Genomic DNA, 20,662 nt, shown 5'->3' with positions numbered 1-20,662 from the left:
AGCGACTGCGGGAGGTAGTATCACGCATGGACCTCGACGGCTACTTCGACGCGTTCACGCGCCGGGACTGGCAGACGATCGAGGAGGGCCGGATCCGGGTCGCCGTGATCGGTCTGGGGGGGTTCGCCCGCAACCGGGCGCTACCGGCGATTCGTGACGGTCGGTTCTGCGAGACGACGGTGCTCGTGAGCGGCTCGCCCGAGAAGGCGGAGGGGGTAGCGAACGAGTTCGACGTCGAACGGGTGATCGGCTACGAGGAGTTCCACGCCGGCGACGCGAGCGAGGCGTACGACGCCGTCTACGTCGCCACCCCGCCTGCGTTCCACGAGGAGTACGCGGAAACCGCCGCCCGGTTGGGGAAGCACGTCCTCTGTGAGAAGCCGCTCGCGACCGACGTTTCGGGGGCCGAACGGATGGTCGAAGCCTGCGCCGAGGCGGGCGTCGTACTGATGACCGCCTACCGGCTCCGGACGGAGCCCTCGATTCGGCGGATGCGCGAGATGATCGCCGACGGCGTGATCGGCGAGCCCGTCCAGGTCCACGGCGGCTTCTCCTCTCGGCTGCTCGAACACGCCGGCCCCGACACCTGGCGGCTCGATCCCGAGATCGCGGGCGGGGGCGCGCTGATGGATCTCGGGGTCTATCCGCTCAACACCGCCCGATTCCTGCTCGGGATCGATCCCCTGGCGGTCCAGGCGACGACGAGTTCGGGAGCCGTGCCGTTCGACCGCGTCGAGAAAGACGTCGCCTTCCAGCTGACCTTCCCCGGCGGCGCGACCGCCTCCTGTACCGCGAGCTTCGACGCTCACCCCGACAGCCGCCTACAGGTACTCGGCACCGAGGGACAGCTGTTGATCCGTGCACCGTTCGGCGGCGACGTCTCCCAGGAGCTCGTCGTCGAGCGCGGGGAGACCCACACCGAGTACACCGGCGCACCCGTCGACGAGGTCCGCGAGGAGTTCGACTACTTCGCTCACTGTATCCTCGCCGGCGGCGACTGCGAGACCGACGGTGAGGACGGACTGGCCGACCTGCGGACGGTCGAGGCGGCCTACGAGTCGGCCGAGACCGGCGAACGGATCGACCTGTAGTCAGCTCGTGGCGTCGTACACCGTCTCGCCGTCGACGATCGTCGTCGTGACGTCGATCCCGTCGATGCTCCCCGGGCGCTCCCACGGCGACTCCTCCAGCACCACGAGATCCGCACGCTTTCCGGGCTCGACCGTCCCTAGCCTGCGTTCGTCGAAGCCGGCGTACGCCGCTCCCGACGTGTAGGCGCGAAGCGCTTGCGTTACCGAGAGCCGCTGGCTCGCCTCGGGCGCGTTGACCGCGTGGTGGATCCCGAGGAGGGGATCGAGCGGCATGCAGTCGCTGCCGAAGGCGAGGTGCGCGCCCGCCTCGAGCAGGTCGGCGTAGCGGTTGGTGCGGCGGCGGCGCTCGTCTCCCAACCGGTCGCCATAGAGCCCGTCCTCGCCGGCCCACTTGAGGAAGTTCGGCTGGACGCTCGCGACGATCCCCGCCTCCGCGATCCGCTCGATCAGCTCCTCGGAGAGGAGTTCGGCGTGCTCGACCCGGTGGCGCGCCTCGGCCGCGTGCCCCGTCCGCTCGAACGCCTCCACGACCGCCTCGATCGCCCGGTCGCCGATGGCGTGCGCGGAGACCTGGAACCCCTCGCCGTCGGCGCGCTCGACCAGTTCGCGGAGCTCCTCGGGCGGGACGACCCACTGGCCGCTCCCGCCGTCCTCGCCCTCGTAGGGTTCGGAGAGTTTGGCCGTCCTGCCGCCGAAGCTGCCGTCGGTGTAGCTCTTGATCGCGCCCGTCCGGACGAACCCGCTGCCGTGATCGGTTCGAAGGCCGAGCTCCTCCATCGACTCGAGGTGGTCGCTCCAGTAGTTCAGCCGCACCCTGATCGAGAGCTCCCCTCGCGAGTCGAGTTCGCGGTAGACGCGCGGCGCCTGTGAGTTTCGCACCATGTCGTGGACCCCCGTCACGCCGCGGGCGACGGCGCGCTCCTGGGCGGCCTCGATCAGTTCGCGCATCTCCTCGGCGTCGGGCTCGATCGCCCCGTAGATGGCGTCGACGGCCTCCTCGACGAGCACGCCCGTCGGCTCGCCGTTCTCCCGTTCGACGTCCTCGCCGGGCATCGCCTCGCGGTGACGCGAGAGGGCGACGCCGTTGACGCTCGCGACGTGCATGTCCTCGCGAAACGCCGCCACCGGTCGGTCGTCGCTCACCCCATCGAGGTCGGCGCGGGTGAGATAGCGCGAGTCCTCCCAGGCGCTCTCGTCGTAGCCGAAGCCGAGGATCCACCCGTCCTCGGCCCCGTCGGCGACCCCGCGGAGCCGTTCGACGCACTCGGCGGGACCCTCCGCGCCGGAGAGATCGGCGTGAACGAGGTACCTGCCGAGCATCGGCAGGTGGGTGTGGGCGTCGACGAACCCCGGCAGCACGACCCGCCCTCCGCAGTCGATTCTCTCGGTATCGACGCCGTTCAGGAAGTCGACCTCGTAGGCGCTCTCGACCCGGACGATCCGCCCGTCACGGACGGCGACAGCCTCGTGGGTCTCGTCGGGCTCCGCGAGGGTGTGGACCTCGCAGTTCGTGAGGATCAGATCCGCGGCCTGGGTCATACCCGCGAGGATCCGGTCGAACGCGGTAAACGTTTGGGATCGCCGACCGGGTCGGGCGGAAGCCGTGTGGCCGTCGTTCGTCCCGCGGCTACCGTCCCACGGAGTCGTCCTCGAGGAACGCATCGAGGATCGTCCGCTCGGCGACGCGTAGGTGGTTCGCGAACGTCGGCGCGGCGATCCCGAGCATGTCGGCGACCTCCTCTCCCGTCGCCGTCCGCGGCCAGTCGAAGTAGCCCGCGAAGTACGCCGTCTCGAGGGCGGCGCGCTGCTTCTTCGTGAGTCGATCCAGCAGCGCGCCGTAGACCTCCCCTACCGTTCTCGGCTCGCGTTCGAGGGTCCGCTGGCCGACGAGCGCCGTTCCCGGATAGATCTCGTTTACGTCCTCGAGCACCTCCCGCACGTGGGCGCTCGGTGGGAGCTCCACGACCATGCGCGACCCGTCGGCGGTCGCCCGAAAGCGTCGCAATCGGCCGCCGTACGACGCGAGCGTCTCGATCATCGAGCGGTCCGATATCGTCAGCCTGAACAGTCGCTCGCCGTCGTCGCCATCGTCGAGCAGCGTGACCTCCTCGACCACCGAGAACCCCGCCATCCTGTCGACGAACTCCTCGGTCGACAGTCCCGTCACCGTTACGAAATGGAAGGCCCTGCCGTCCCCGCTGGGAACCGTCCGTTCGACGATGAGGGAGACGTCGGCGGTCTCGCCGACCAGCCGCCGACCCAGCGCTTCGTTTCGCAGTTCGAGCTCCATCACGGAGTTGCTCACGATCGCCTTGCGCTGCTCGATGGCGTGGATCGCGTGGCCGATCACCGACCCGAGCAGACCGATCGCCTCGCGGACCGGCTTCGTGAAGGCGTTCGACCGCGTCGAGTAGAGGTTCAGGACGCCGTAGAGACGGTCGTCGCACGCGAGGGGAATCGCCGCCGACGACCGGAACCCCCGTTTCGTCGCCTCGTCGCGCCAGGGTTCGTAGTCGACGTCCGTCCGCAGGTCCTGGACGAACTGTGGTTGGTGCGTTCGAATCGCCGTGCCCGTCGGCCCCTGACCACGTGGGTCCCCGTCGTCGATCGAGGTCCGGATCTGCGCGAGATACGACGCCTCGTCTCCGGCCGACCGGCTCGGCGTCACCTCGTCGTCGTCGCGCTCGACGCGTCCCATCCAGGCGAACGCGTACGAGTCCGAGCCCACCAGTCGCTCGCAGACCTCCCGTTCCACCCGCTCTCGCGAAGAGGACTCGACGATCGAACGGACGATCCCCTGAACGACCCGGTTGAGGTGGTTGACGGCCGCCAGCTCGTCGCGCTGTCGTTCGAGCTGTCGCTCGCGGCGCTTTCGCTCGGTGACGTCGCGGAAGTACGCGGTCAGGCCGGTCTCCGAGGGGTACGCCCGCACGGCAAACCACGTGTCGAGCGGCGGGTAGTACGTCTCGTGGTCGATCGGCTCTCCGGTCCGAACCGCCCGCCGGTATTCCTTCTCGAACGCCGTGCCGAGCGCGTCGGGGAACGCCTTCCAGATCACCGACCCGATCAGCTCCTCGGCGGACCGTTCGAGCAGTTTCTCGGCCCGTTCGTTGACGTAGGTAACGCGCGCGGCGGTATCGAGCGCGATGAACGCGTCCGTGATCCGACTGTAGACCTGCTCGGGCGTCTCTGACCCGCGAGCGTACGATCGGTCGACCGGGTCGCCGGTGCGGTCGTCGAACCGGACGCGGACGCGTATCTCATCGAACCGTACGACGGGGCGTTTCGCGCGCCCCTCGTCGACGAACGAGACCACGTTCAGCTCCTCGAATTGTCGGAGCTCCGTGTGGACGTTCTTGACGTCGCGATCGACGACGCGAGCGGCCTCGGCGATGCTCTCGGGACGTTCACGGCGGACGGCGTCGAGCAGTTCGAGGCGCTTGTGGGTGAGCGTTCGAGTGAGTGACTCGACGTCGGAAAACGCGAGCAGCTCCATCCCGCCGGCGAGTCGCTCGTGGGTCGGCCCGCCCTCGGTCGGTTCGTCCGTCGCTACGGTGGCGAGGAGCACTGATTCGTCGTGGGTATCCGAGCGGTCGGTTCGAGACATACGGGTTTGCGGGCCAGGGTCGCCGTCGGGACGCCCCGGCAGTCGATCGTCCTCCGTACGTCGGCCCCGCTGATGAGGCTTTTCCAAGCGATCTGACCGCTCGGTCGGATGTGGCCACGGCCTCGGGGAGGATTGGTCTCGAGACCATTCCACGATCCGACGTGATGTCGTTCCGATAGTTCGGTCGCAAGGGTTCGAACGGGGCAGCGTCAGCGAGTGTCAACCACACTAGTAGATGATACGTCCATGGATCTTATCTCATGATTTTATGATTCTAGCTCGAGACTGAAATTCCGTCAGAGACCCCCTTTTCGGAACGGACCTCGCCGGTCGGCTAAGCGTGTAGAGGCATCGCTTTTGTCGATGAGCCGTCTGCGTTCGAATGGGCGCCTCGATCCGTGAAAGCTTGGATGAGCTCCTGACCACGGCGAATGGGCGTCGGACGGGTAGCCTCTGACATCACACCCGTCTTCTCACAGTGACGGACCGACGACTCGTAGCGACGCCTGCACGAAGTCACCGGAAACCCGATGTGGCGCTTCTACGCCGAGTACGGCAGAGCCACCGTCCTCCGGGGTGCGGTCGGCGTGATCGGTACGATCGCCGCGCGGCTGTTCGGGCCGCGACCTTCTGACGGGTGCAGGCCGGCGAGATCGACGAACGCCCACGGGAGTTCATCGAACGGGCGATCGAGCGCGGGTCGGCTCGAAGTGGACCAGCGGGTCCCTCGAAGAGCAACCCTTAGGCCCCGCGGTTACGAGAGGCCGGTATGACCGACCCCATGGAGCTCGCCGAACGCGTCCGCGAGGGCGAACTGCGACTGCACGAGCTCGAGGAGCACGCCGATCCCGACACGGCGACCGCCGCGCGGCGCCGGCTGCTCGAGGACGAGACCGACGCCGGACTCGAGTCGATCGGTGAGTACGGCTTTCCCGCGGAACGGGCGGACCCGAACGTCGAGAACATGATCGGCGCGGCGCAGATTCCCATGGGGATCGCCGGGCCCGTCGAGATCAATCCTACTGGAGGGGGCGCCGCCGCCGGCGAGTTCCACCTCCCGATCGCGACCACCGAGGGGGCGCTCATCGCCTCGATCAACCGCGGCTGCTCGACCCTCAACAGCGCAGGCGGCGCGACCGCCAGGGTCACCAAATCGGGGATGACCCGCGCACCCGTCTTCAGGGTCGAGGACGTCGCCGAGGCCGCGGCGCTGGTCGAGTGGGTCCGCGAGAACGAGGGCCGCCTGGCCGAGCGTGCCGAGACGACGACGAGCCACGGCGAACTGCTCGAGGTGACGCCGTACGTCGTCGGCGACTCCGTCTTCCTCCGCTTTCGCTACGACACGAAGGACGCGATGGGGATGAACATGGCCACCATCGCGACCGGCGAGGCCTGCGACCTGGTCGAGGAGGAGACCTCGGCCTCGCTGGTGGCGCTCTCGGGCAACCTCTGTACGGACAAGAAGCCCGCCGCGGTCAACGCCGTCGAGGGCCGCGGGCGGTCGGTCACGGCGGACGTGACCCTCCCGCGCGAGCTCGTCGAGGAACGACTCCACACCACGCCGGAGGCGATGGCGGAGATCAACACTCGCAAGAACCACGTCGGCAGCGCGAAGGCCGGCAGCCTGGGCTTCAACGCCCACGTCGCCAACGCCGTGGCGGGGATGTTCCTCGCAACCGGCCAGGACGCCGCGCAGGTCGTCGAGGGATCGAACGCGATCACGACTGCCGAGGTCAGGGAAGAAGGGCTCTACGTCTCGGTCTCGATCGCGAGCCTCGAGGTCGGCACCGTCGGCGGCGGCACCAAACTCCCCACCCAGTCCGAGGCGCTCGACGTCCTCGGACTCCGCGGCGGGGGCGATCCTCCGGGAGCGAACGCCGACGCGCTCGCGGAGTGCATCGCCGTCTGTGCGCTTGCCGGTGAACTCTCCCTTCTGGCGGCGCTCGGCTCGCGTCACCTCTCGAGCGCCCACGCGGATCTCGGACGCTAACGGCGGAGGAATTTCGTCGCCGTAACGGGGCTCGAAACGGACCTACTTCGCCGAGATGGAGACGTCGATCGGGGTCGCGTTCTCGACGTTGTCGGTGACCGGACAGCGTTCCTCGACCTGTTCGATCCACCGTTCGAGGGGCTCTCGGTCGGCATCGGTGTCGGCCTCGATCGTCACGCGAAGCCCCTGGTAGCCCGCGCGCTCGTCCATGTCCTCGCCCTGGAACTTCGCGGGATCGAACTCGCCCTCGATCGTGATTGCGAGGTCGTCCAGCTCGATCCCCATCTCCTCGGCCACCTGGTGACCGGTGACGTTGAGACAACCGGCCTGCCCGGCGATGAGGTACTCGAGCGGGTTGGGCCCGTCGTCGCTTCCACCCATCGACTCGGGCTCATCGACGGTCAGTTGGAAGTCCCGCGCGGTAACGCTGGTCTTGGTCGCGCTCTCGCTCTCGGCCTCGACGCGCATGCTCGGAAGCTCGCTCGTATCGCTCATACGCGAGGACGTTAACGATCGAGTGACAAGGATCTGGCGGGTCTTGTAGGGGACGCGTCAAGAGCTCGTCCGGAGACGTCTCCGGTGCCGTCCGCCTTCGTTCGAGCGGACCGTCGATCCCCGCACACAACCGGTACCGGTCCTCGTAAGAGGACCGCGCACGTGTTGAACGCGACAAGTTTCACTTCCGCCGCGCGCGGATCGGAATTATCCCTCGGCCGCCGAAACCGGGAGAACGTACCCGTCGGGCGAGCACCCGCGGGTACTCCACCCCATGAGAGAACGATCGAACGACGCGAAGCGGCGGTACCGTCCGGAGCTCACCGTCCTGCAGTTGCGAATCGTCAAACTGGTCCTGTCGATCCTCGCGACGCTGCTCGCGATCTGGCAGGCTCTCTAGAGCCGACGATACCGACCGCCGGATTCGGTGAGTTCGCCACCGCGTACCAGTTTTTCGAGCGCCCCATCGACGTACTCGGTGGGTACGCCGCGATCGGTCGCGTAGGCTACGATCGACTCGTGGGTCGGCTCGTCACAGCGCTCGACGGCCTCGAGGACGATCTCACGCCTGTTCTTCGAACGCTCCTCGGATCCGCCCGCGGCGGCGATCTCCTCGCTGTCGAGGCCCGACCCCTCGAGGTACTGCTCGTCGTCGACGACCGGCGCCTCCACCTGCGACTCGAGGTCGGCGAAGGAGTCGACCGCCGCGAACGCGTCGGCGTGGCCACCGCGGCTCGCGAGCATCGAGGCGCGAACCTCGCGGGCGTGATCCGCGTCGTCGGTCTCGACGAACGTCTTCAGCTTCGCGTACCGATGTGTCTTCCCGCATTGGGGGCATCGAGCGGTCTCCTGGCGGCCCTCGAGGATCCAGAGCGCGCTACAGGACGAACAGCCGACGACGACGTACATGTCCGGGGTTGGACCCGAACGGTGTTGAACTCCTCGGTAGGGTATAAGCCGTAGGCCGTCCGAGAGGGGGTATGGAGCGCGTTTCGCTGACCGAGACGACGGAGGCGGTCGAGGACGTCCACCTCGCCCAGCTCGCCGCGGGCGAGGAGATGAGCGTCCAGCACTTCGAGTTCGAACCGGACGCGAGCGTCCCGATCCACGATCACCACCACGAGCAGTCGGGGTTCATCTACGAGGGGGAACTGACCTTCCTGCTCGAGGACGGCGAGGAGTTCGTCGTGGAGGCCGGCGACTCGTACGTCCTCGCGGGCGGCGAGGTCCACGGCGCGGAGAACCGCGGCGAGACGCCCGTCCGGGGCGTCGACGTCTTCAGCCCGCCGCGACCGAACCCCGACTGGAGCGAGTAACCCGACGAGCAGTCGCAAGCACGCCCCTTTTGTCTGGAGGTGGACAACGGCCTCAAGGATCCGCGCCTTCATCAGTGGGGAAACCGACTCAACAGCCATGGAAAAGGAAGAACGCCAACTCGAACGGTTCATGCAGAAGCAGGGGGAGGGAGAAGTCGAGACCACGCCGACGACGGTCGAGGAGGCGATCGGGGGGGCCTTCATCGAGACCGACGAGATCAACGCACTCCAGGACCGGGTCGAGCGCTGGCTCGACGTACCACACCCAGTTCACCTCGTGGGTCCGACCGGCTGCGGGAAGACCGCGCTCGCGCTGTCGATCGCCGCCGCCCGCGACCGGCCCGTCGTCTGGATCAACGGCAACGAGATGCTCGACACCGCGTCGCTGGTGGGCGAGCGCTCCGGGAAGGCCCAGTACAAGGAGCGGGATACGTTCGTCTCGGGGGTGACGAAGAAGAAGTCCATCATCCGGGACCGCTGGGTGGACAATCCGCTCTCGGTCGCGGTCCGGAACGGCGCGACGCTGGTCTACAACGAGTTCTCCCGGACGAAACCGGCGGCACACAACGTCCTGCTGTCGGTCTTCGAGGAGGGGGTCCTCGATCGACCCGGCCAGCGCGGCGAGGACCGAACGATCGACGTCGATCCCGAGTTCCGCGCGATCCTCACGTCGAACTCGACGGAGTACGCCGGCGTCCACCGCCCACAGGACGCGCTGCTCGATCGGCTGATCGGCGTCCACATGGGCTACTACGAGCGCGAGACCGAGGTCGAGATCGTCGCCGCGCGCGTCGAGTCGCTCCGCGGGGACCGGATCGAACAGGTCGTCGACCTCGTCCGAGAGCTGCGCGATCGACTCGACGTCCACGTCGGCACGCGGGCGGCCGTGATGATCGGCCAGGGACTGCTCGCGTTCGAGGACGAGGAGGACGAGGACGGAGCCGACGAGGTGCTCGTCGACGTCTGTACCGACGTGTTGGGGTCGAAGGCCGAGTCGAAGGAACAGCTCGACTCGATGCGCTCGGAGATCCAGGACGCGGTGTGACGGCGACTCGGGACGAACGCACGCCGTAGTCGGTTTCTCGACGCTCTCGCTGACGATGACGACTGCTCGGAAAGCCGCTCTACGCCGTCCGTCCCGACGTCATCGCGGCTGCGAAGGAATCCGAATCGTCGTCTACGACGGCCGTTCACTAACACCGGATCCCGACGGAATCCGACCACTTGACGAACTGGTCTAAGCCAGCTCTTCGATGTGATCAGACGCCTCCGGCGTCTGATTGCTCGAAAATCGCCTTAGGCGAGTTCTTCGATGTTCTCGCGGCATCGCCGCGAGAGTCCGAACGGTTGGCCGTTAGGCCAACTGTTCGATATTCTCGACGATCGCTTCCGCGAACTCGCTGGTGGCGACCTTCTCGCCGCCCTCGATCTGGCGGTGGATGTCGTAGGTCACCTGCTTCGAGGAGATCGTCTCCTCGACGGCGTCGCGTACCAGGTCCGCCGCCTCGTCCCAGCCGAGGTACTCGAGCATCAGCCGGCCCGAGAGGATCATCGCGCTGGGGTTGACCTTGTCCTGGCCCGCGTACTTCGGCGCGCTCCCGTGGACGGGCTCGGCGAGACAGCGCCCCTCGCCGAAGTTCGCGCCCGGCGCGATGCCCAGGCCGCCGATCTGGGCGCCACACGCGTCCGAGAGGTAGTCGCCGTTGAGGTTCGGGAGCGCGAGGATGTCGTACTCGTCGGTGCGTGTGAGGATCTGCTGGAGCATGTTGTCCGCGATGCGGTCGTTGACGACGACTGCGTCCTCGGGGGCCTCGCCGTCACGCTCCTCCCAGAGGGTGTCCTCGGTGATGACGTTCTCGCCGTACTCCTCGCGGGCGACCTCGTAGCCCCAGTCGCGGAACGCGCCCTCGGTGAACTTCATGATGTTGCCCTTGTGGACGAGCGTGACCGAGTCACGGTCGTGTTCGATCGCGTAGTCGATCGCGCGTCGGACCAGTCGCTTGGTACCGAACTCCGTGATCGGTTTGATGCCGATGCCGACGGGACCGTCGTGGATGGTCTCGTCGAAGCCCATCTCCTGTTCGACGAACTCGCGTACCTCCTGGACCTCGTCGGTGCCGGCCTCCCACTCGATGCCGGCGTAGACGTCCTCGGTGTTCTCCCGGAACGAGACCATGTCCATCTGTTCGGGGTTCTTCACCGGCGAGGGAACGCCGTCGAGGTGGTAGGTCGGTCGAACGTTGGCGTAGAGGTCGAGCTCCTTACGGAGCGCGACGTTCAGGCTCCGGAAGCCGGCGCCGACGGGGGTCGTCAGGGGACCCTTGATGCCGACGTGGAACTCCTCGAAGGCCGAAACAGTGTCGTCGGGGAGGTGGGTACCCTCGCCGTACTCCTCCTGGGCGCGCTCGCCGGCGTAAACCCGCATCCAGGAGATGTCGTGGCCGGTGGCGTTGGCCGCGGCTTCGAGTACGTTCTGAGCGGCGGGGGCGACGTCGACGCCGATCCCGTCGCCGTAGATGATCGGGATGATCGGGTTGTCGGGGACGGAGAGGCTCTCGCCGTCGAACTCGATCGCCTCTCCCTCCTCGGGCACCTCGACCTTGTCGTAGCTCATAACACATAGACCCTCGGCGATGTATGGTAAAAGACCTACTATCTCCGTCCGATCGGCGTGCGAACCCCCGTCGAGCGGGCCGATCAGCGGGCGTCGCTGAACGGGATCGTCGCGCCGTACTCCATCGAGATCCACCGCTCGGCGACGACCGGCTCCTCGGGGTCGTAGATCACCAGGTCCTCCGGCTCGAACGGACCGGCGAGCGCCTCGTCGCGACCGAGCGTCGAGGCCAGGTCGTACTCGAGGGGCTCCTCCGTCTCCTCGCCGCCGTCCGTTCGTTTGGGCGGGTTCTCGAGGCTGGCCTCGAGCCGCGAAAGGAACTCCAGTGCCTCCTGGTAGTTCGCCTTCGCCTGCGGTTCGAGCGCTTCGTACTCGGCATCGTCGTGTCCCTCGAGGAGTTCGACGGCCTCGATGATCTTCTCGGCGAGGCGGCGATCGCTCGCGCTCATCGGTCCGCCCCCTGGCCAGCGAGGATCTCGGCGTAGTACGCACACATCACGCCGGCTGCCTCCTTCCAGTGGTGCTCGCTATGCATGTCGTGCAGTTCGAGGCCGACGAGATACCGCGTGGCGAGGTGGCCGAAGCCCGACTGGCCGTACTTGGGCTTCTCGGGGCGGTCGCCCATCGCGGCGCCGATCTCGTGGTGCTGGGCGGTCATCGTCGGCGTCCAGTAGTCGCCGCCGACCTTGTGGTTGCGCCAGGCGACGACGGTCTGTTCGGCGTACTCCGTGCTCATGCCGACGATCTCGGCGCGCCGCCGCAGGGCGTCCTCGACGGGACTCCAGTCGGCCTCCGCGAGGGCGGGATCGACCGTCGTGCCGTCGATGTACGGCTCCTCGACGTCGTCCTTCGCCCAGAACGCGTCCGTCAATGCCTTGGCGGCCTCGCGGGCCTCCGCGTCCGAGAGGTGGGCGAACTGGTGGCGGTCGACGTTGTAGAACGCTTCGACGGCGGCCGCGCGTTCGCGTCGGTCGTGGTGGATGAAGCCGAGACAGGTCTGCTCGGCCATGAACGCGGCCAGAGCGTCCTCGTCGGCCTCGCCGAACGCGTCGGCGTCGATGTCGTAGCCTTCGGCGTCGGTGGGCGTGCCGAACGCCGTCTTGACTGGGGCGAATTCGAAGGGTTTGGAGGTGGTCATGGGAGGGGGCGGGATCTATTCACACCTGAGATACGAGAATATATATGCTTGATCTTACGTGGAGGTCACCGGCCCGCGTTACGAGCGGGTAACCGGCGCCGGCCTCTGTGATCGGACGTCGCCGGGTAGACGACTCCAGAGGGCACGAGTCACCCCTCTCGCGGTGATTCACGGTCGGTAGCGTTAAGCCGCTCCTCCCGGACGGCGCGATATGAACGTGATCGTTCACGGTGGGGCCGGAAGTGCTCACGAGGAGCCCGAGCTCCGCCAGGAGACGCTCGACGAGGCCGCGGAGAACGGAGCGAGTACGGCGACGCCGACGGAGGCGGTCCGTGCGGCCGTCCGCGTCCTCGAGAGCTCCCCCCGGTTCAACGCCGGGGTCGGCGGGGCGATCCAGAGCGACGGGATCGTTCGCACCGACGCCGGGATCATGACGTCTGACCGCTCGGCGGGCGCGGCCTGCTCGATGCCCGGCGTGTCTCACGCCGTCGACGTCGCCCACGCGGTGATGGAGGAGACGCCACACGTCATGCTCTCGGGAGTCCACGCCGTCGACTTCGCCGCCGACTGCGGAATCGACGTCGAGGAGGACCTCCGGTCCCCGAGCACTCGCGAGCGCTGGGAGGAGGCGGATCCACCCCGGGGCGGCCCGCTCGACCAGCTCGCGTGGGTGCGCGAGCGCTTCGGCGAGACGGCGGACGATCCCGAGGGACGCGACCTGGATCACGACCGCGTCGAACGAGGGTCGACTGGCCGTGAGCAGAGGGATCACGACATCGCCGAGCAGAGCTCGGCGGGCAATGATCCTCCGGATCACGACACGGTGGGAGCCGTCGCGAGCGACGGCGAGCGGGTCGCGGCGGCGACCTCGACGGGCGGGCGGTGGCTTGCGCTCGCCGGCCGGGTGGGCGACGTCCCCCAGATCGGGAGCGGCTTCTACTGCGCTCCCGCGGGCGGCGCGAGCGCCACCGGCGCGGGCGAGGACATCGCCCGGACCACCCTCTCGCGGTGCGCGGTCGACCACCTCGAGGAGGGCGCGAGCGCACAGGAGGCGGCCGACCGGGCGATCGAGGAGTTCGCGGAGCTCACCGACTCAACCGCGGGGATCATCGTCTGTGATCGCGAGGGCGAGACGGGAAGCGCCTACAACAGCGAACTCATGCAAACGAAAGCCCTCGGCTGACCCTGGCGGGTCAGCCTCGCCCTTTTCATGCCCACCAGGGCCGCATCGCAGCCGTCCGATCGGACGGCTGCTCTCGAGGCCAGCCTTGCCCCACTCCACTCGCGTGGCTGCCGAGAGTGGCAGCCACGCTCGCGCCGGCCACCACACCGCAGTCAGCCGCTACCGCTGATGGCAAGGGCGCAACGCAAGGCCTTTGCTCGGGTCGGCCGAACCGCCTCGCATGAGCAGCGTGGACCTCCAGAGCGAACAGTACGAGAAACACCGGGAGGCGGGGAAGATCCTCGCGCAGGTCCGCGAGGAAGCCGCCGACCGGGTCGAGGTCGGTACGAGCCACCTCGAGGTGGCCGAATACGCCGAGGACCGCATCCGCGAACTCGGCGGCGAGCCCGCCTTCCCGGTGAACATCTCGATCGACGAGGAGGCCGCCCACGCTACGCCGAGCCGCGACGACGAGTCGACGTTCGGCGAGGAGATGATCAACCTCGACATCGGGGTCCACGTCGATGGCTGGCTCGCCGACACCGCGATCACGGTCGACCACTCGGGTAACGCGGACCTCGTCGACGCCAGCGCCGAGGCGCTCGAGGCGGCACTCGAGACCGTCGAGCCGGGCGTCCACACCGGCGAGGTCGGCGCCGCGATCGAGGAGGCGATCGAGGGCTACGGCTACAATCCGGTAGTAAATCTCTCGGGCCACGGGCTGGGCCACTGGGACCAGCACACCGACCCGAGCATCCCTAACCGCGGGGTCTCGCAGGGCGTCGAGTTCGAGGTCGGCGACGTCGTCGCCATCGAGCCGTTCGCCACCGACGGCAGCGGACGGGTCGGCGAGGGGAGTTCGGAACAGATCTTCGCGCTCGAGCGCGAGGGCTCGGTGCGCAACCGCCAGGCCAAGCAGGTGCTCGAGCAGATCACCGAGGAGTTTCGCACCCTGCCGTTCGCGGCCCGGTGGCTCGACTCCTCGCGCTCGGAGATGGCACTACGACGGCTGAAGACCCAGGGGCTGGTCCACGGCTACCCCGTCCTGAAGGAGGACGCGGGTCGACTCGTCAGTCAGAAGGAACACACGGTGATCGTCACCGAGGACGGCTGTGAAGTGACGACGCGCGGCTGAACGGGCCGTTCGCGTCGGACCCGATCGACCGGCGGTCGCGGGGACTCCGTGCGTCCGGCGGCGAGGGTTCTCAGTTCGGGCGCGGCGCGGACTACGCGTTGTTCATTCGCTGGCTCCGGCGTTCGCCACAGCCGAGACAGCGCGTGATGCGGTAGGGTTCTCGGGAGTAGCGGGCGGTCTCGGGGTTCGTTCCTTCGGTTCTGATCTCGAGTGAGACGACGTGATCGGTGTTCCTGTCGCAGGTCGGACAGGGCTCGTTCATCGTCTGGGAGGAGGGCTCTTTGGCGGCCATCAGTTCTGGCCTTGTGTCTAATTGGATAAATATTTGTCTATTTTACATAGTTTATAATATGTGTACGTCGGATCACACGTCGCGGGAACGGCAGAGCCGTGAATGGAACGGACGAGTCGGCTCGGCCACCGTCATCGAACCGACGCCGGTCGACGGTATCGCGCCCTCCCGAACCGATCGAGTGCGGACCCCACAACGACCAACTGGGTTGGTGGAGAAGCGCGAACGACGCCTATGAGACCACCCAGCCTCAGAGATCCGCGGTCGATCTGGGACGTCCTCGCCGTTCTGTTCTCGTACGTCCTCCTCGAGTACCTCGTACTGCAGGTGACGGGATCGTCGATCATCCGACAGGAGCTCGTCGTCATCGCGATCGTCGTCGTCCTCTGGACGACGTGGGCGTTTCTACGCATCCTCTCACGCGCCGGTTGAGCGGTTTCCGGCGCCCGCCCGCGCGTCTCAGTCACTCCTCGATCGAACTGACGACCAGCGCGAGCACGGGGACGATCTCCAGGCGTCCGACCCACATCAGGAAGATCATGAGGAGCTTCGAGGCGTCCGAGAAGAACAGATAGCTCCCGAACGGGCCGAGCCTCCCGAACCCCGGGCCGATGTTTCCGATGGTGGCCAGCGAGGCGCTGACGGCCTCGAGCGCGCTCAGTTCGACCCCGACGCGGGCTGCGTCGAGCGCGATGAACACGGACGCGAGGGCGAACAGGAGCAGATACAGGAACGTAAAGGCGAAGATTCCCCGTATCACGTCCTCGTCGACGACGCGATCGGCCACCCTCACCGGGCGGACCGCACTCGGGTGAACGGAGACGAACAGCTCGCGTCGGAGCGTCTTGAGGATCACGATCCACCGGATGACCTTCACCCCGCCGCCGGTCGAGCCGGCGGATCCCCCGACGAACATCGCGAACAGGACGACCATCTGGCCGTGGGTGTCCCACTCGGCGAAGTCGCTCGTCGCGAACCCGGTCGAGTTCAGCAGCGACCCGATCTGGAAGGCGGCCTGGCGTAGCGCGTTCTCGCTTGCGCCCTCGGTCGACCCGCCGATCTCGAGGACGGGAGCCGCTCCCTGGTAGAGCAACACGGCGAGCACGGCGACGAACACCGCGATCGCGCCCGCGTACGCCCGGAACTCGACGTCCTCGAGGAGCGCTCTGACCTCCCCTCTGAGCACGCGCCAGAACAGCGCGAAGTTCACCCCGGCGATCACCATGAAGGGAATGATGATCCACTGGACGGCGGCCGAGAACGCGGCGATGCTGTCGGCCTGTGGCGAGAACCCGCCCGTCGGCAGGGTCGAGAATCCGTGGGCGATGGCGTTGTAGAGGTTCATGTTCGGCGCCATTCCGACCAGGTGGAGGCCGTAGAGGAGACAGATCAGCAGGACGGTGAACCCGAAGTAGACCATCCAGAGCGCCCGCGCCGTGTTCGCGATCTTCGGCGTCAGCTTCTGAAGCGTGGGACCGGGCGCCTCCGACTGCATCAGCTGCGCGCCGTTGACCGCGAGTTCGGGAAGGATGGCGATCATCAGCACGATGATCCCCATACCGCCGAGCCACTGGGTGAGCTGGCGCCACATCAGCAGCGCGTGGGAGTGCTGCTCGACGCTGATCTCGCCCATCACGGTCGCGCCGGTCGTCGTGAACCCGCTCGTCGACTCGAACAGCGCGTTCACCGGGTGGGCGAGCGTCGAATCGGTGCCGTAGCCGGCGAGCAGGTACGGAATCGTACCGATGAGAGCGGCCGCGAACCACGCCATCGAGACCAGCAACAGCGCCTCCTCCGGCCCGAGGTCCGGATCCGGGTCCAGCCGCTCGAGCGCCAGTCCGATCACGGCCGTGATCGCGATCGAGACGACGAACGCCCAGACGTCCTCCCGGTAGAGGACGGCGACGGACAGCGGGACCAGCATCGTCAGAGCGAGGTATTTCACGACCGTTCCGACCAGACTGAAGCTAGCCCGCCAGTCGACTCGCCATCTCACGGGTATCGACTCCAAACGGTCTGCATGGTCGTTTTCAGAGAGCCGCGGACCAAGAAATCACCGAAGGTCGACGGATCGATCCGTCCGGCGTTCGTTCGACGGTGACGGGAACGGGACGGAGGAGAACCGGACCGGGGATGCGCGAGCTTAAAGGTGGACGGAGGGATTACCAACGGACGATGGATCAGGTGTTCGCGCCCTGGCGGATCGAGTGGGTCGAGCGGGAGTCCGAGCCCTCGGAGGAATGCGTGTTCTGTTCGTTCGTCGCGGACGACGCCGACCGGGAGAACCGACTCGTGGCGCGGAGCGAACGCGCGTTCGTCCTGCTGAACAACTACCCCTACAGCCCGGGCCACGTGATGGTGATCCCCCATCGGCACACCGGCGAGTACGGCGACCTCGCGGACGAGGAACTGTTGGATCACGCCCGGCTGAAACGGCGGACGTTCGACGCGCTCGAGGCGGCGTTCTCGCCCGACGGGTTCAACGCGGGGCTCAACCTCGGCGACGGCGCGGGCGGGTCGATCGACGACCACCTCCACACCCACGTCGTCCCCCGCTGGGAGGGCGACACCAACTTCATGCCGGTGATCGGCGACACCCAGGTGATCGTCCAGGCGCTCGACGAGAGCTACGACCGGCTCCACGAGGCGTTCGCCGACCAGGACGGCGTCGAGGACCGTGGACCGGAGCGGGCCGTCGTCGTCGAGGAGGCGTAGCGTCCCCGTGCCCGACGACGAGGACGCATCGTCGAGCCCAGGAGGTGGGAGATGACGGTCTCGGCGGCCGTCGAGCGACGGATCGTCCGGTACGCCGCGCTGATCGAGGGGCTCCTCGAGTTCGTCGTCGCGTTCGCCCTCCTGTACGCAGTCGGCCGGTTCCTGCTCGAACCGGCGATCCGCTACGCGCTCGACGCGCGGGGGTTGGAGCCGACGCTCGATCAGGCGCTCAGGCGGGTGCTCCGTGCCGCGGTGGTCGTCGGTGCGGTCGTGGCGGCCGCGGGCGCGGCCGGGTTCGGTCACGTCGTCGGCGGGTCGGCGGTGATCGTCGCCGCGGCGACCGTCGCGCTCGGCTTCGCGGCCCAGGACGTCGTCGGCAACCTCGTCAGCGGCGTCTTCATCGTCACCGATCCCTCGTTCAACATCGGCGACTGGATCGAGTGGGACGGAAAACAGGGAATCATCGTCGCGATCACGTTCCGCTCGACCCGGGTTCGGACGTTCAACGACGAGCTCATCACGGTCCCGAACTCGGAGCTGGTGACGGCCGCCGTGACCAACCACGTCGTCTCGAACCGGCTGCGGATCGTCTCCTCGTTCGAGGTCGATCCCCACGAGATCGACGCCGCGACGGACGCGCTGCTCGCGGCCGCGCGCGATCACCCCGAGGTGCTCGACGCTCCGGAGCCGACCGTCCGCCTCGACCGGCGCGACGGGGCGCTCGTACTCGACGCGCGCTACTGGATCGCCAGTCCCCGGCGAACCGACTTCGTGCGCATCCGATCGGAGTACCTGCGCGAGGCGACCGACCGGCTCCGGGAGGCCGGCGTCGAGGTCGGGGGCGCTCCGCGGCGCGAGCTCTCGGGAGAGTTGTCGATCGACGAACGGGGCGGCTCGTCCGAGTAGTTACAGTCGCTCGAGCTCGCGCGAGACCGTCGCGAACAGCACCGCCTCGCACGCCGCACAGCGAAACACGTCCGGTTCGATGTCGTCGGTCCGCTCCTCGCGGTGGATCGGTACGGTAGCGGTCTCGACGACGAGCTCGAGCGACTCGTCACAGTGTGGACAGTCGACCATGCGTGACGTCGGCGCTCCGTGGACAAGTCGGTCGCGGTCGCGTCCGCCCTTGGCACTCGATCGTAACCGCGTCGAACCCCTGGACCGGGATCTCCTCTCGAACTCGATCCGAACGGCTCACGCGCACTACTCGAGAACCGCCGGAGGATCGTCTATCCGCCGATCAGTTCGTCGAGTTCCGCGAGCAACGCTTCGCGGTCGCCGGTATGAATCGTCAGAACGGGGATCGGCGAGACGCGCACGACCTTTTCGGCGACGCTTCCCAGTAGGTAGCGCTCGAATCCGGTTTTACCGCGCGTCCCCATCACGATCAGATCGATCTCGTTCTCGATCGAGTAGGCGATGATCGCGACCGCGGGATCCCCCCACCGGAGTTCACGCCTCACCGCGATATCCCGCTCGTAGGCCCGCTCGGCGATCGTTTTCGTGGCGCTATGCCCGTCTCCCTCGAACGCCTCTCGAACCCGCTCGCGCGTGTCGTCGGGGATCGTCGCGTAGGCCGTTTCGTCGACGACGTACAGTACGTGGACCGTGGCCTCGCATAGCCCTGCGATGGCAACCGCGTGGTCAGCGACGCGTTTTATGCCGGCGCTACCGTCCGTGGGGACGAGGATCTCGTCGTACATGGACGGAGAACGCGCGGAGACCGCTAAAGGGATCCGGAGAACGCGGAGCGAACGATGAACGCTCACACTATTCGGCGGGCGGGTCCGATCGAACGCCGTGAGTCTCACCGGAGCCGCGATCGTCGATCGGCGTCCCGAACGCGTACATCGTCTGGTGGCCCGTGATCTCGACGTCGAGGAAGTCGCCGGGCTCGATCCCGTGTTCGGAGGCGTTCTGCACGATCACCTGGCGGTACGCTGAGTCGCGACACTTCACCGAGTCGCCGGTGCCCGGTTCGACGCAGAGTACCTCGCGTTCGTCGCCGACCATCGCCTCGTAGGCCTCGCCGACGATCTCCCTCTTCAGTTCGCTCATCGCCTTCGAGCGGTCCTTCTTGGTCTGCCCGCCCAGTCCCTTCATCGCCGCCGCGTCGGTCTTCGGGCGCTTCGAGAAGCGGGTGACGTTGACCTTCTCGGGGCGGACCTCACGGAGGAGGTCCATGCTTCGCTCGTGGTCGGCCTCGGTCTCGGTGGGGAAGCCGACGATGAAGTCGGTGCTGAGCGTCCAGTACTCCAGGGCCTCGTCGAAGGCGTCGACGACCTCGCGGAACTTTCCCACTCGATGCTGGCGGCGCATCTCCTCGAGGACGCTATCGCTTCCCGACTGGACCGGCGCGTGGATGAAGTCGTAGAGCTTCTCGTTCTCGACGAACACGCGGGCGAGTTCGTCGTGAATGCCGTGGATCCCGCCGGGGTTGGCCATGCCGAGCCGGACGCGGAAGTCGCCCTCGATCGCACAGATCCGCTCGAGGAGTTCGGGGAGCTTCCGCTCGTCCGTGTCCCAGCCGTAGACGCCGGTGTCCTGGCCGGTGATCCGGAGCTCCTTCGCGCCGGCGTGGACCAACGCGCGGGCCTTCTCGACGTTCTCCTCGACCGGCGGGGAGTCCACCCGACCGGTCGCGTGCTTGGTGATGCAGTACGAGCAGTTCGACATGCAGCCGCGTGCGATCGGCAGGATCCCGACGACGCCGTCGAGGACGGGTTCGGTCCCGGGTCCGGGCGTGGGACACTCGCCGTTGAGAGCCGCCTGGGGGACGTCGTCCCAGTGCAGAACGCGGGCGTCGACGTCGGCGAACTCCTCGCCCTGGGCCAGCGCCATACAGCCCGTGACGATCAGGTCGGCGGTCTCCTCCTCGAGCTCGCGAGCCCGCCGGAGCATGTTCGTCTCGGTCTTCTCGACGACGGTACAGGTGTTCAGGATGGCGACGTCCGCCTCGTCGGGGCCCTCCGCCCGGTAGTGGCCCGCATCGCGCAGCGCGCTCTCGATCGCGCGGCTCTCGCCGCGGTTCGAGGTGCAGCCGTAGGTCTCGATGTGGTACCGGGCCATACTCGAGGGAGCGGTTCCTGGGAGAAAAGCGCGACGGA

22 protein-coding genes are annotated in these 20,662 nt (G+C 67.5%); 10 read left to right on the top strand and 12 right to left on the bottom strand.

Translation table 11 applies throughout. The annotated features are described in order from the left end of the window. The first annotated feature begins 26 nt into the window (after positions 1-26). Complete coding sequence (gene gfo6, locus V0Z78_RS06650; RefSeq protein WP_336343847.1) at positions 27-1,091, top strand: D-xylose 1-dehydrogenase Gfo6; 1,065 nt, start codon at positions 27-29, stop codon at positions 1,089-1,091. Here the strand turns inward: gfo6 and V0Z78_RS06645 are convergent, their stop codons facing one another. Continuing rightward, positions 1,092-2,630, bottom strand: a complete 1,539-nt coding sequence (locus V0Z78_RS06645) for an amidohydrolase (protein WP_336343846.1) — start codon at positions 2,628-2,630, stop codon at positions 1,092-1,094. It lies immediately after the preceding gene. An 88-nt stretch (positions 2,631-2,718) separates the two neighbouring features. Then, entirely contained in the window at positions 2,719-4,698 is a 1,980-nt protein-coding gene (locus V0Z78_RS06640) for a bacterio-opsin activator domain-containing protein (RefSeq protein ID WP_336343845.1), read from the bottom strand. Between the two features lie 769 nt (positions 4,699-5,467). Here V0Z78_RS06640 and hmgA point away from each other — a divergent pair. Further along, positions 5,468-6,688 carry a hydroxymethylglutaryl-CoA reductase (NADPH) gene (gene hmgA / locus V0Z78_RS06635; protein WP_336343844.1) on the top strand — a complete coding sequence of 407 codons (1,221 nt, stop codon included), beginning with the start codon at positions 5,468-5,470 and terminating at the stop codon, positions 6,686-6,688. 42 nt (positions 6,689-6,730) lie between these two features. Here hmgA and V0Z78_RS06630 read toward each other — a convergent pair whose 3' ends face one another. After that, positions 6,731-7,183: an OsmC family protein gene (locus V0Z78_RS06630; RefSeq protein ID WP_336343843.1), complete on the bottom strand. Its 453-nt coding sequence runs from the start codon at positions 7,181-7,183 to the stop codon at positions 6,731-6,733. A 274-nt stretch (positions 7,184-7,457) separates the two neighbouring features. On the opposite strand from V0Z78_RS06630, the gene V0Z78_RS06625 reads away from it, so the two are divergent. Beyond that, on the top strand, positions 7,458-7,583 hold the full coding sequence (locus V0Z78_RS06625) for a hypothetical protein (RefSeq protein WP_336343842.1): 126 nt from the start codon (positions 7,458-7,460) through the stop codon (positions 7,581-7,583). Here V0Z78_RS06625 and V0Z78_RS06620 read toward each other — a convergent pair. Next, positions 7,580-8,092 (bottom strand): DUF5817 domain-containing protein, encoded by a 513-nt coding sequence (locus tag V0Z78_RS06620; protein ID WP_336343841.1) that lies wholly within the window; start codon positions 8,090-8,092, stop codon positions 7,580-7,582. The genes V0Z78_RS06625 and V0Z78_RS06620 overlap by 4 nt on opposite strands. Before the next feature lie 71 nt (positions 8,093-8,163). On the opposite strand from V0Z78_RS06620, the gene V0Z78_RS06615 reads away from it, so the two are divergent. Both V0Z78_RS06615 and gvpN read left to right on the top strand, forming a co-directional pair. Next, positions 8,164-8,499, top strand: coding sequence for a cupin domain-containing protein (locus V0Z78_RS06615; RefSeq protein WP_336343840.1), 336 nt, complete (start codon positions 8,164-8,166; stop codon positions 8,497-8,499). 97 nt (positions 8,500-8,596) lie between these two features. Continuing rightward, on the top strand, positions 8,597-9,544 hold the full coding sequence (gene gvpN / locus V0Z78_RS06610; RefSeq protein WP_336343839.1) for a gas vesicle protein GvpN: 948 nt from the start codon (positions 8,597-8,599) through the stop codon (positions 9,542-9,544). A gap of 309 nt (positions 9,545-9,853) precedes the next feature. Here the strand turns inward: gvpN and icd are convergent, their stop codons facing one another. The 3 genes from icd to V0Z78_RS06595 all read right to left on the bottom strand — a co-directional run bounded on the left by icd (position 9,854) and on the right by V0Z78_RS06595 (position 12,251). Further along, entirely contained in the window at positions 9,854-11,113 is a 1,260-nt protein-coding gene (icd, locus tag V0Z78_RS06605; RefSeq protein ID WP_336343838.1) for an isocitrate dehydrogenase (NADP(+)), read from the bottom strand. A gap of 83 nt (positions 11,114-11,196) precedes the next feature. Continuing rightward, positions 11,197-11,562, bottom strand: a complete 366-nt coding sequence (locus V0Z78_RS06600) for a hypothetical protein (RefSeq protein ID WP_336343837.1) — start codon at positions 11,560-11,562, stop codon at positions 11,197-11,199. Continuing rightward, positions 11,559-12,251, bottom strand: coding sequence for a hypothetical protein (locus V0Z78_RS06595; RefSeq protein ID WP_336343836.1), 693 nt, complete (start codon positions 12,249-12,251; stop codon positions 11,559-11,561). Before V0Z78_RS06595 ends, V0Z78_RS06600 begins: the two co-directional genes overlap by 4 nt. Positions 12,252-12,462: 211 nt before the next feature. On the opposite strand from V0Z78_RS06595, the gene V0Z78_RS06590 reads away from it, so the two are divergent. Further along, complete coding sequence (locus tag V0Z78_RS06590; protein ID WP_336343835.1) at positions 12,463-13,434, top strand: isoaspartyl peptidase/L-asparaginase; 972 nt, start codon at positions 12,463-12,465, stop codon at positions 13,432-13,434. A 220-nt stretch (positions 13,435-13,654) separates the two neighbouring features. Beyond that, positions 13,655-14,548 carry a type II methionyl aminopeptidase gene (gene map, locus V0Z78_RS06585; protein ID WP_336343834.1) on the top strand — a complete coding sequence of 298 codons (894 nt, stop codon included), beginning with the start codon at positions 13,655-13,657 and terminating at the stop codon, positions 14,546-14,548. Between the two features lie 91 nt (positions 14,549-14,639). On the opposite strand, the gene V0Z78_RS06580 is transcribed toward map, so the two are convergent. Then, a complete protein-coding gene (locus V0Z78_RS06580; protein ID WP_336343833.1) occupies positions 14,640-14,840 on the bottom strand; it encodes a DUF7835 family putative zinc beta-ribbon protein in 201 nt (66 codons plus the stop codon). Between the two features lie 234 nt (positions 14,841-15,074). Between V0Z78_RS06580 and V0Z78_RS06575 the strand changes: the two genes are divergently transcribed. Then, positions 15,075-15,272 (top strand): hypothetical protein, encoded by a 198-nt coding sequence (locus V0Z78_RS06575; protein WP_336343832.1) that lies wholly within the window; start codon positions 15,075-15,077, stop codon positions 15,270-15,272. Between the two features lie 31 nt (positions 15,273-15,303). Here the strand turns inward: V0Z78_RS06575 and V0Z78_RS06570 are convergent, their stop codons facing one another. Beyond that, a complete protein-coding gene (locus tag V0Z78_RS06570) occupies positions 15,304-16,836 on the bottom strand; it encodes a TrkH family potassium uptake protein (protein ID WP_336343831.1) in 1,533 nt (510 codons plus the stop codon). 179 nt (positions 16,837-17,015) lie between these two features. Between V0Z78_RS06570 and V0Z78_RS06565 the strand changes: the two genes are divergently transcribed. Both V0Z78_RS06565 and V0Z78_RS06560 read left to right on the top strand, forming a co-directional pair. Continuing rightward, a complete protein-coding gene (locus V0Z78_RS06565) occupies positions 17,016-17,555 on the top strand; it encodes an HIT family protein (protein ID WP_336343830.1) in 540 nt (179 codons plus the stop codon). Between the two features lie 51 nt (positions 17,556-17,606). After that, positions 17,607-18,461: a mechanosensitive ion channel family protein gene (locus V0Z78_RS06560; RefSeq protein ID WP_336343829.1), complete on the top strand. Its 855-nt coding sequence runs from the start codon at positions 17,607-17,609 to the stop codon at positions 18,459-18,461. Here the strand turns inward: V0Z78_RS06560 and V0Z78_RS06555 are convergent, their stop codons facing one another. The 3 genes from V0Z78_RS06555 to V0Z78_RS06545 all read right to left on the bottom strand — a co-directional run bounded on the left by V0Z78_RS06555 (position 18,462) and on the right by V0Z78_RS06545 (position 20,624). Next, positions 18,462-18,632, bottom strand: coding sequence for a hypothetical protein (locus V0Z78_RS06555; RefSeq protein WP_336343828.1), 171 nt, complete (start codon positions 18,630-18,632; stop codon positions 18,462-18,464). A 152-nt stretch (positions 18,633-18,784) separates the two neighbouring features. Then, positions 18,785-19,258, bottom strand: a complete 474-nt coding sequence (locus V0Z78_RS06550) for a universal stress protein (protein WP_336343827.1) — start codon at positions 19,256-19,258, stop codon at positions 18,785-18,787. Positions 19,259-19,325: 67 nt separating this feature from the next. Then, positions 19,326-20,624, bottom strand: a complete 1,299-nt coding sequence (locus V0Z78_RS06545; protein WP_336343826.1) for a tRNA (N(6)-L-threonylcarbamoyladenosine(37)-C(2))-methylthiotransferase — start codon at positions 20,622-20,624, stop codon at positions 19,326-19,328. Between the last annotated feature and the right edge of the window lie 38 nt (positions 20,625-20,662).

The sequence above is a fragment of the Halalkalicoccus sp. CG83 genome (assembly GCF_037081715.1).
GTDB classification, from domain to species: Archaea; Halobacteriota; Halobacteria; order Halobacteriales; family Halalkalicoccaceae; genus Halalkalicoccus; species Halalkalicoccus ordinarius.
The sequence above is the reverse complement of the archived record's forward strand: the minus strand, read 5'-3'. Positions and strand labels throughout refer to the sequence as shown.

Bases quoted from the DNA above. Each gene is read 5' to 3' on its own strand.
- V0Z78_RS06550 (WP_336343827.1), bottom strand. From the start codon at position 19,258: ATGTACGACGAGATCCTCGTCCCCACGGACGGTAGCGCCGGCATAAAA.
- V0Z78_RS06645 (WP_336343846.1), bottom strand. From the start codon at position 2,630: ATGACCCAGGCCGCGGATCTGATCCTCACGAACTGCGAGGTCCACACC.
- V0Z78_RS06580 (WP_336343833.1), bottom strand. From the start codon at position 14,840: ATGGCCGCCAAAGAGCCCTCCTCCCAGACGATGAACGAGCCCTGTCCG.
- V0Z78_RS06615 (WP_336343840.1), top strand. From the start codon at position 8,164: ATGGAGCGCGTTTCGCTGACCGAGACGACGGAGGCGGTCGAGGACGTC.
- V0Z78_RS06640 (WP_336343845.1), bottom strand. From the start codon at position 4,698: ATGTCTCGAACCGACCGCTCGGATACCCACGACGAATCAGTGCTCCTC.
- map (WP_336343834.1), top strand. From the start codon at position 13,655: ATGAGCAGCGTGGACCTCCAGAGCGAACAGTACGAGAAACACCGGGAG.
- V0Z78_RS06625 (WP_336343842.1), top strand. From the start codon at position 7,458: ATGAGAGAACGATCGAACGACGCGAAGCGGCGGTACCGTCCGGAGCTC.
- V0Z78_RS06565 (WP_336343830.1), top strand. From the start codon at position 17,016: ATGGATCAGGTGTTCGCGCCCTGGCGGATCGAGTGGGTCGAGCGGGAG.
- gfo6 (WP_336343847.1), top strand. From the start codon at position 27: ATGGACCTCGACGGCTACTTCGACGCGTTCACGCGCCGGGACTGGCAG.
- icd (WP_336343838.1), bottom strand. From the start codon at position 11,113: ATGAGCTACGACAAGGTCGAGGTGCCCGAGGAGGGAGAGGCGATCGAG.
- gvpN (WP_336343839.1), top strand. From the start codon at position 8,597: ATGGAAAAGGAAGAACGCCAACTCGAACGGTTCATGCAGAAGCAGGGG.
- V0Z78_RS06595 (WP_336343836.1), bottom strand. From the start codon at position 12,251: ATGACCACCTCCAAACCCTTCGAATTCGCCCCAGTCAAGACGGCGTTC.
- V0Z78_RS06630 (WP_336343843.1), bottom strand. From the start codon at position 7,183: ATGAGCGATACGAGCGAGCTTCCGAGCATGCGCGTCGAGGCCGAGAGC.
- V0Z78_RS06575 (WP_336343832.1), top strand. From the start codon at position 15,075: ATGAGACCACCCAGCCTCAGAGATCCGCGGTCGATCTGGGACGTCCTC.
- V0Z78_RS06560 (WP_336343829.1), top strand. From the start codon at position 17,607: ATGACGGTCTCGGCGGCCGTCGAGCGACGGATCGTCCGGTACGCCGCG.
- hmgA (WP_336343844.1), top strand. From the start codon at position 5,468: ATGACCGACCCCATGGAGCTCGCCGAACGCGTCCGCGAGGGCGAACTG.
- V0Z78_RS06620 (WP_336343841.1), bottom strand. From the start codon at position 8,092: ATGTACGTCGTCGTCGGCTGTTCGTCCTGTAGCGCGCTCTGGATCCTC.
- V0Z78_RS06555 (WP_336343828.1), bottom strand. From the start codon at position 18,632: ATGGTCGACTGTCCACACTGTGACGAGTCGCTCGAGCTCGTCGTCGAG.
- V0Z78_RS06590 (WP_336343835.1), top strand. From the start codon at position 12,463: ATGAACGTGATCGTTCACGGTGGGGCCGGAAGTGCTCACGAGGAGCCC.
- V0Z78_RS06600 (WP_336343837.1), bottom strand. From the start codon at position 11,562: ATGAGCGCGAGCGATCGCCGCCTCGCCGAGAAGATCATCGAGGCCGTC.
- V0Z78_RS06545 (WP_336343826.1), bottom strand. From the start codon at position 20,624: ATGGCCCGGTACCACATCGAGACCTACGGCTGCACCTCGAACCGCGGC.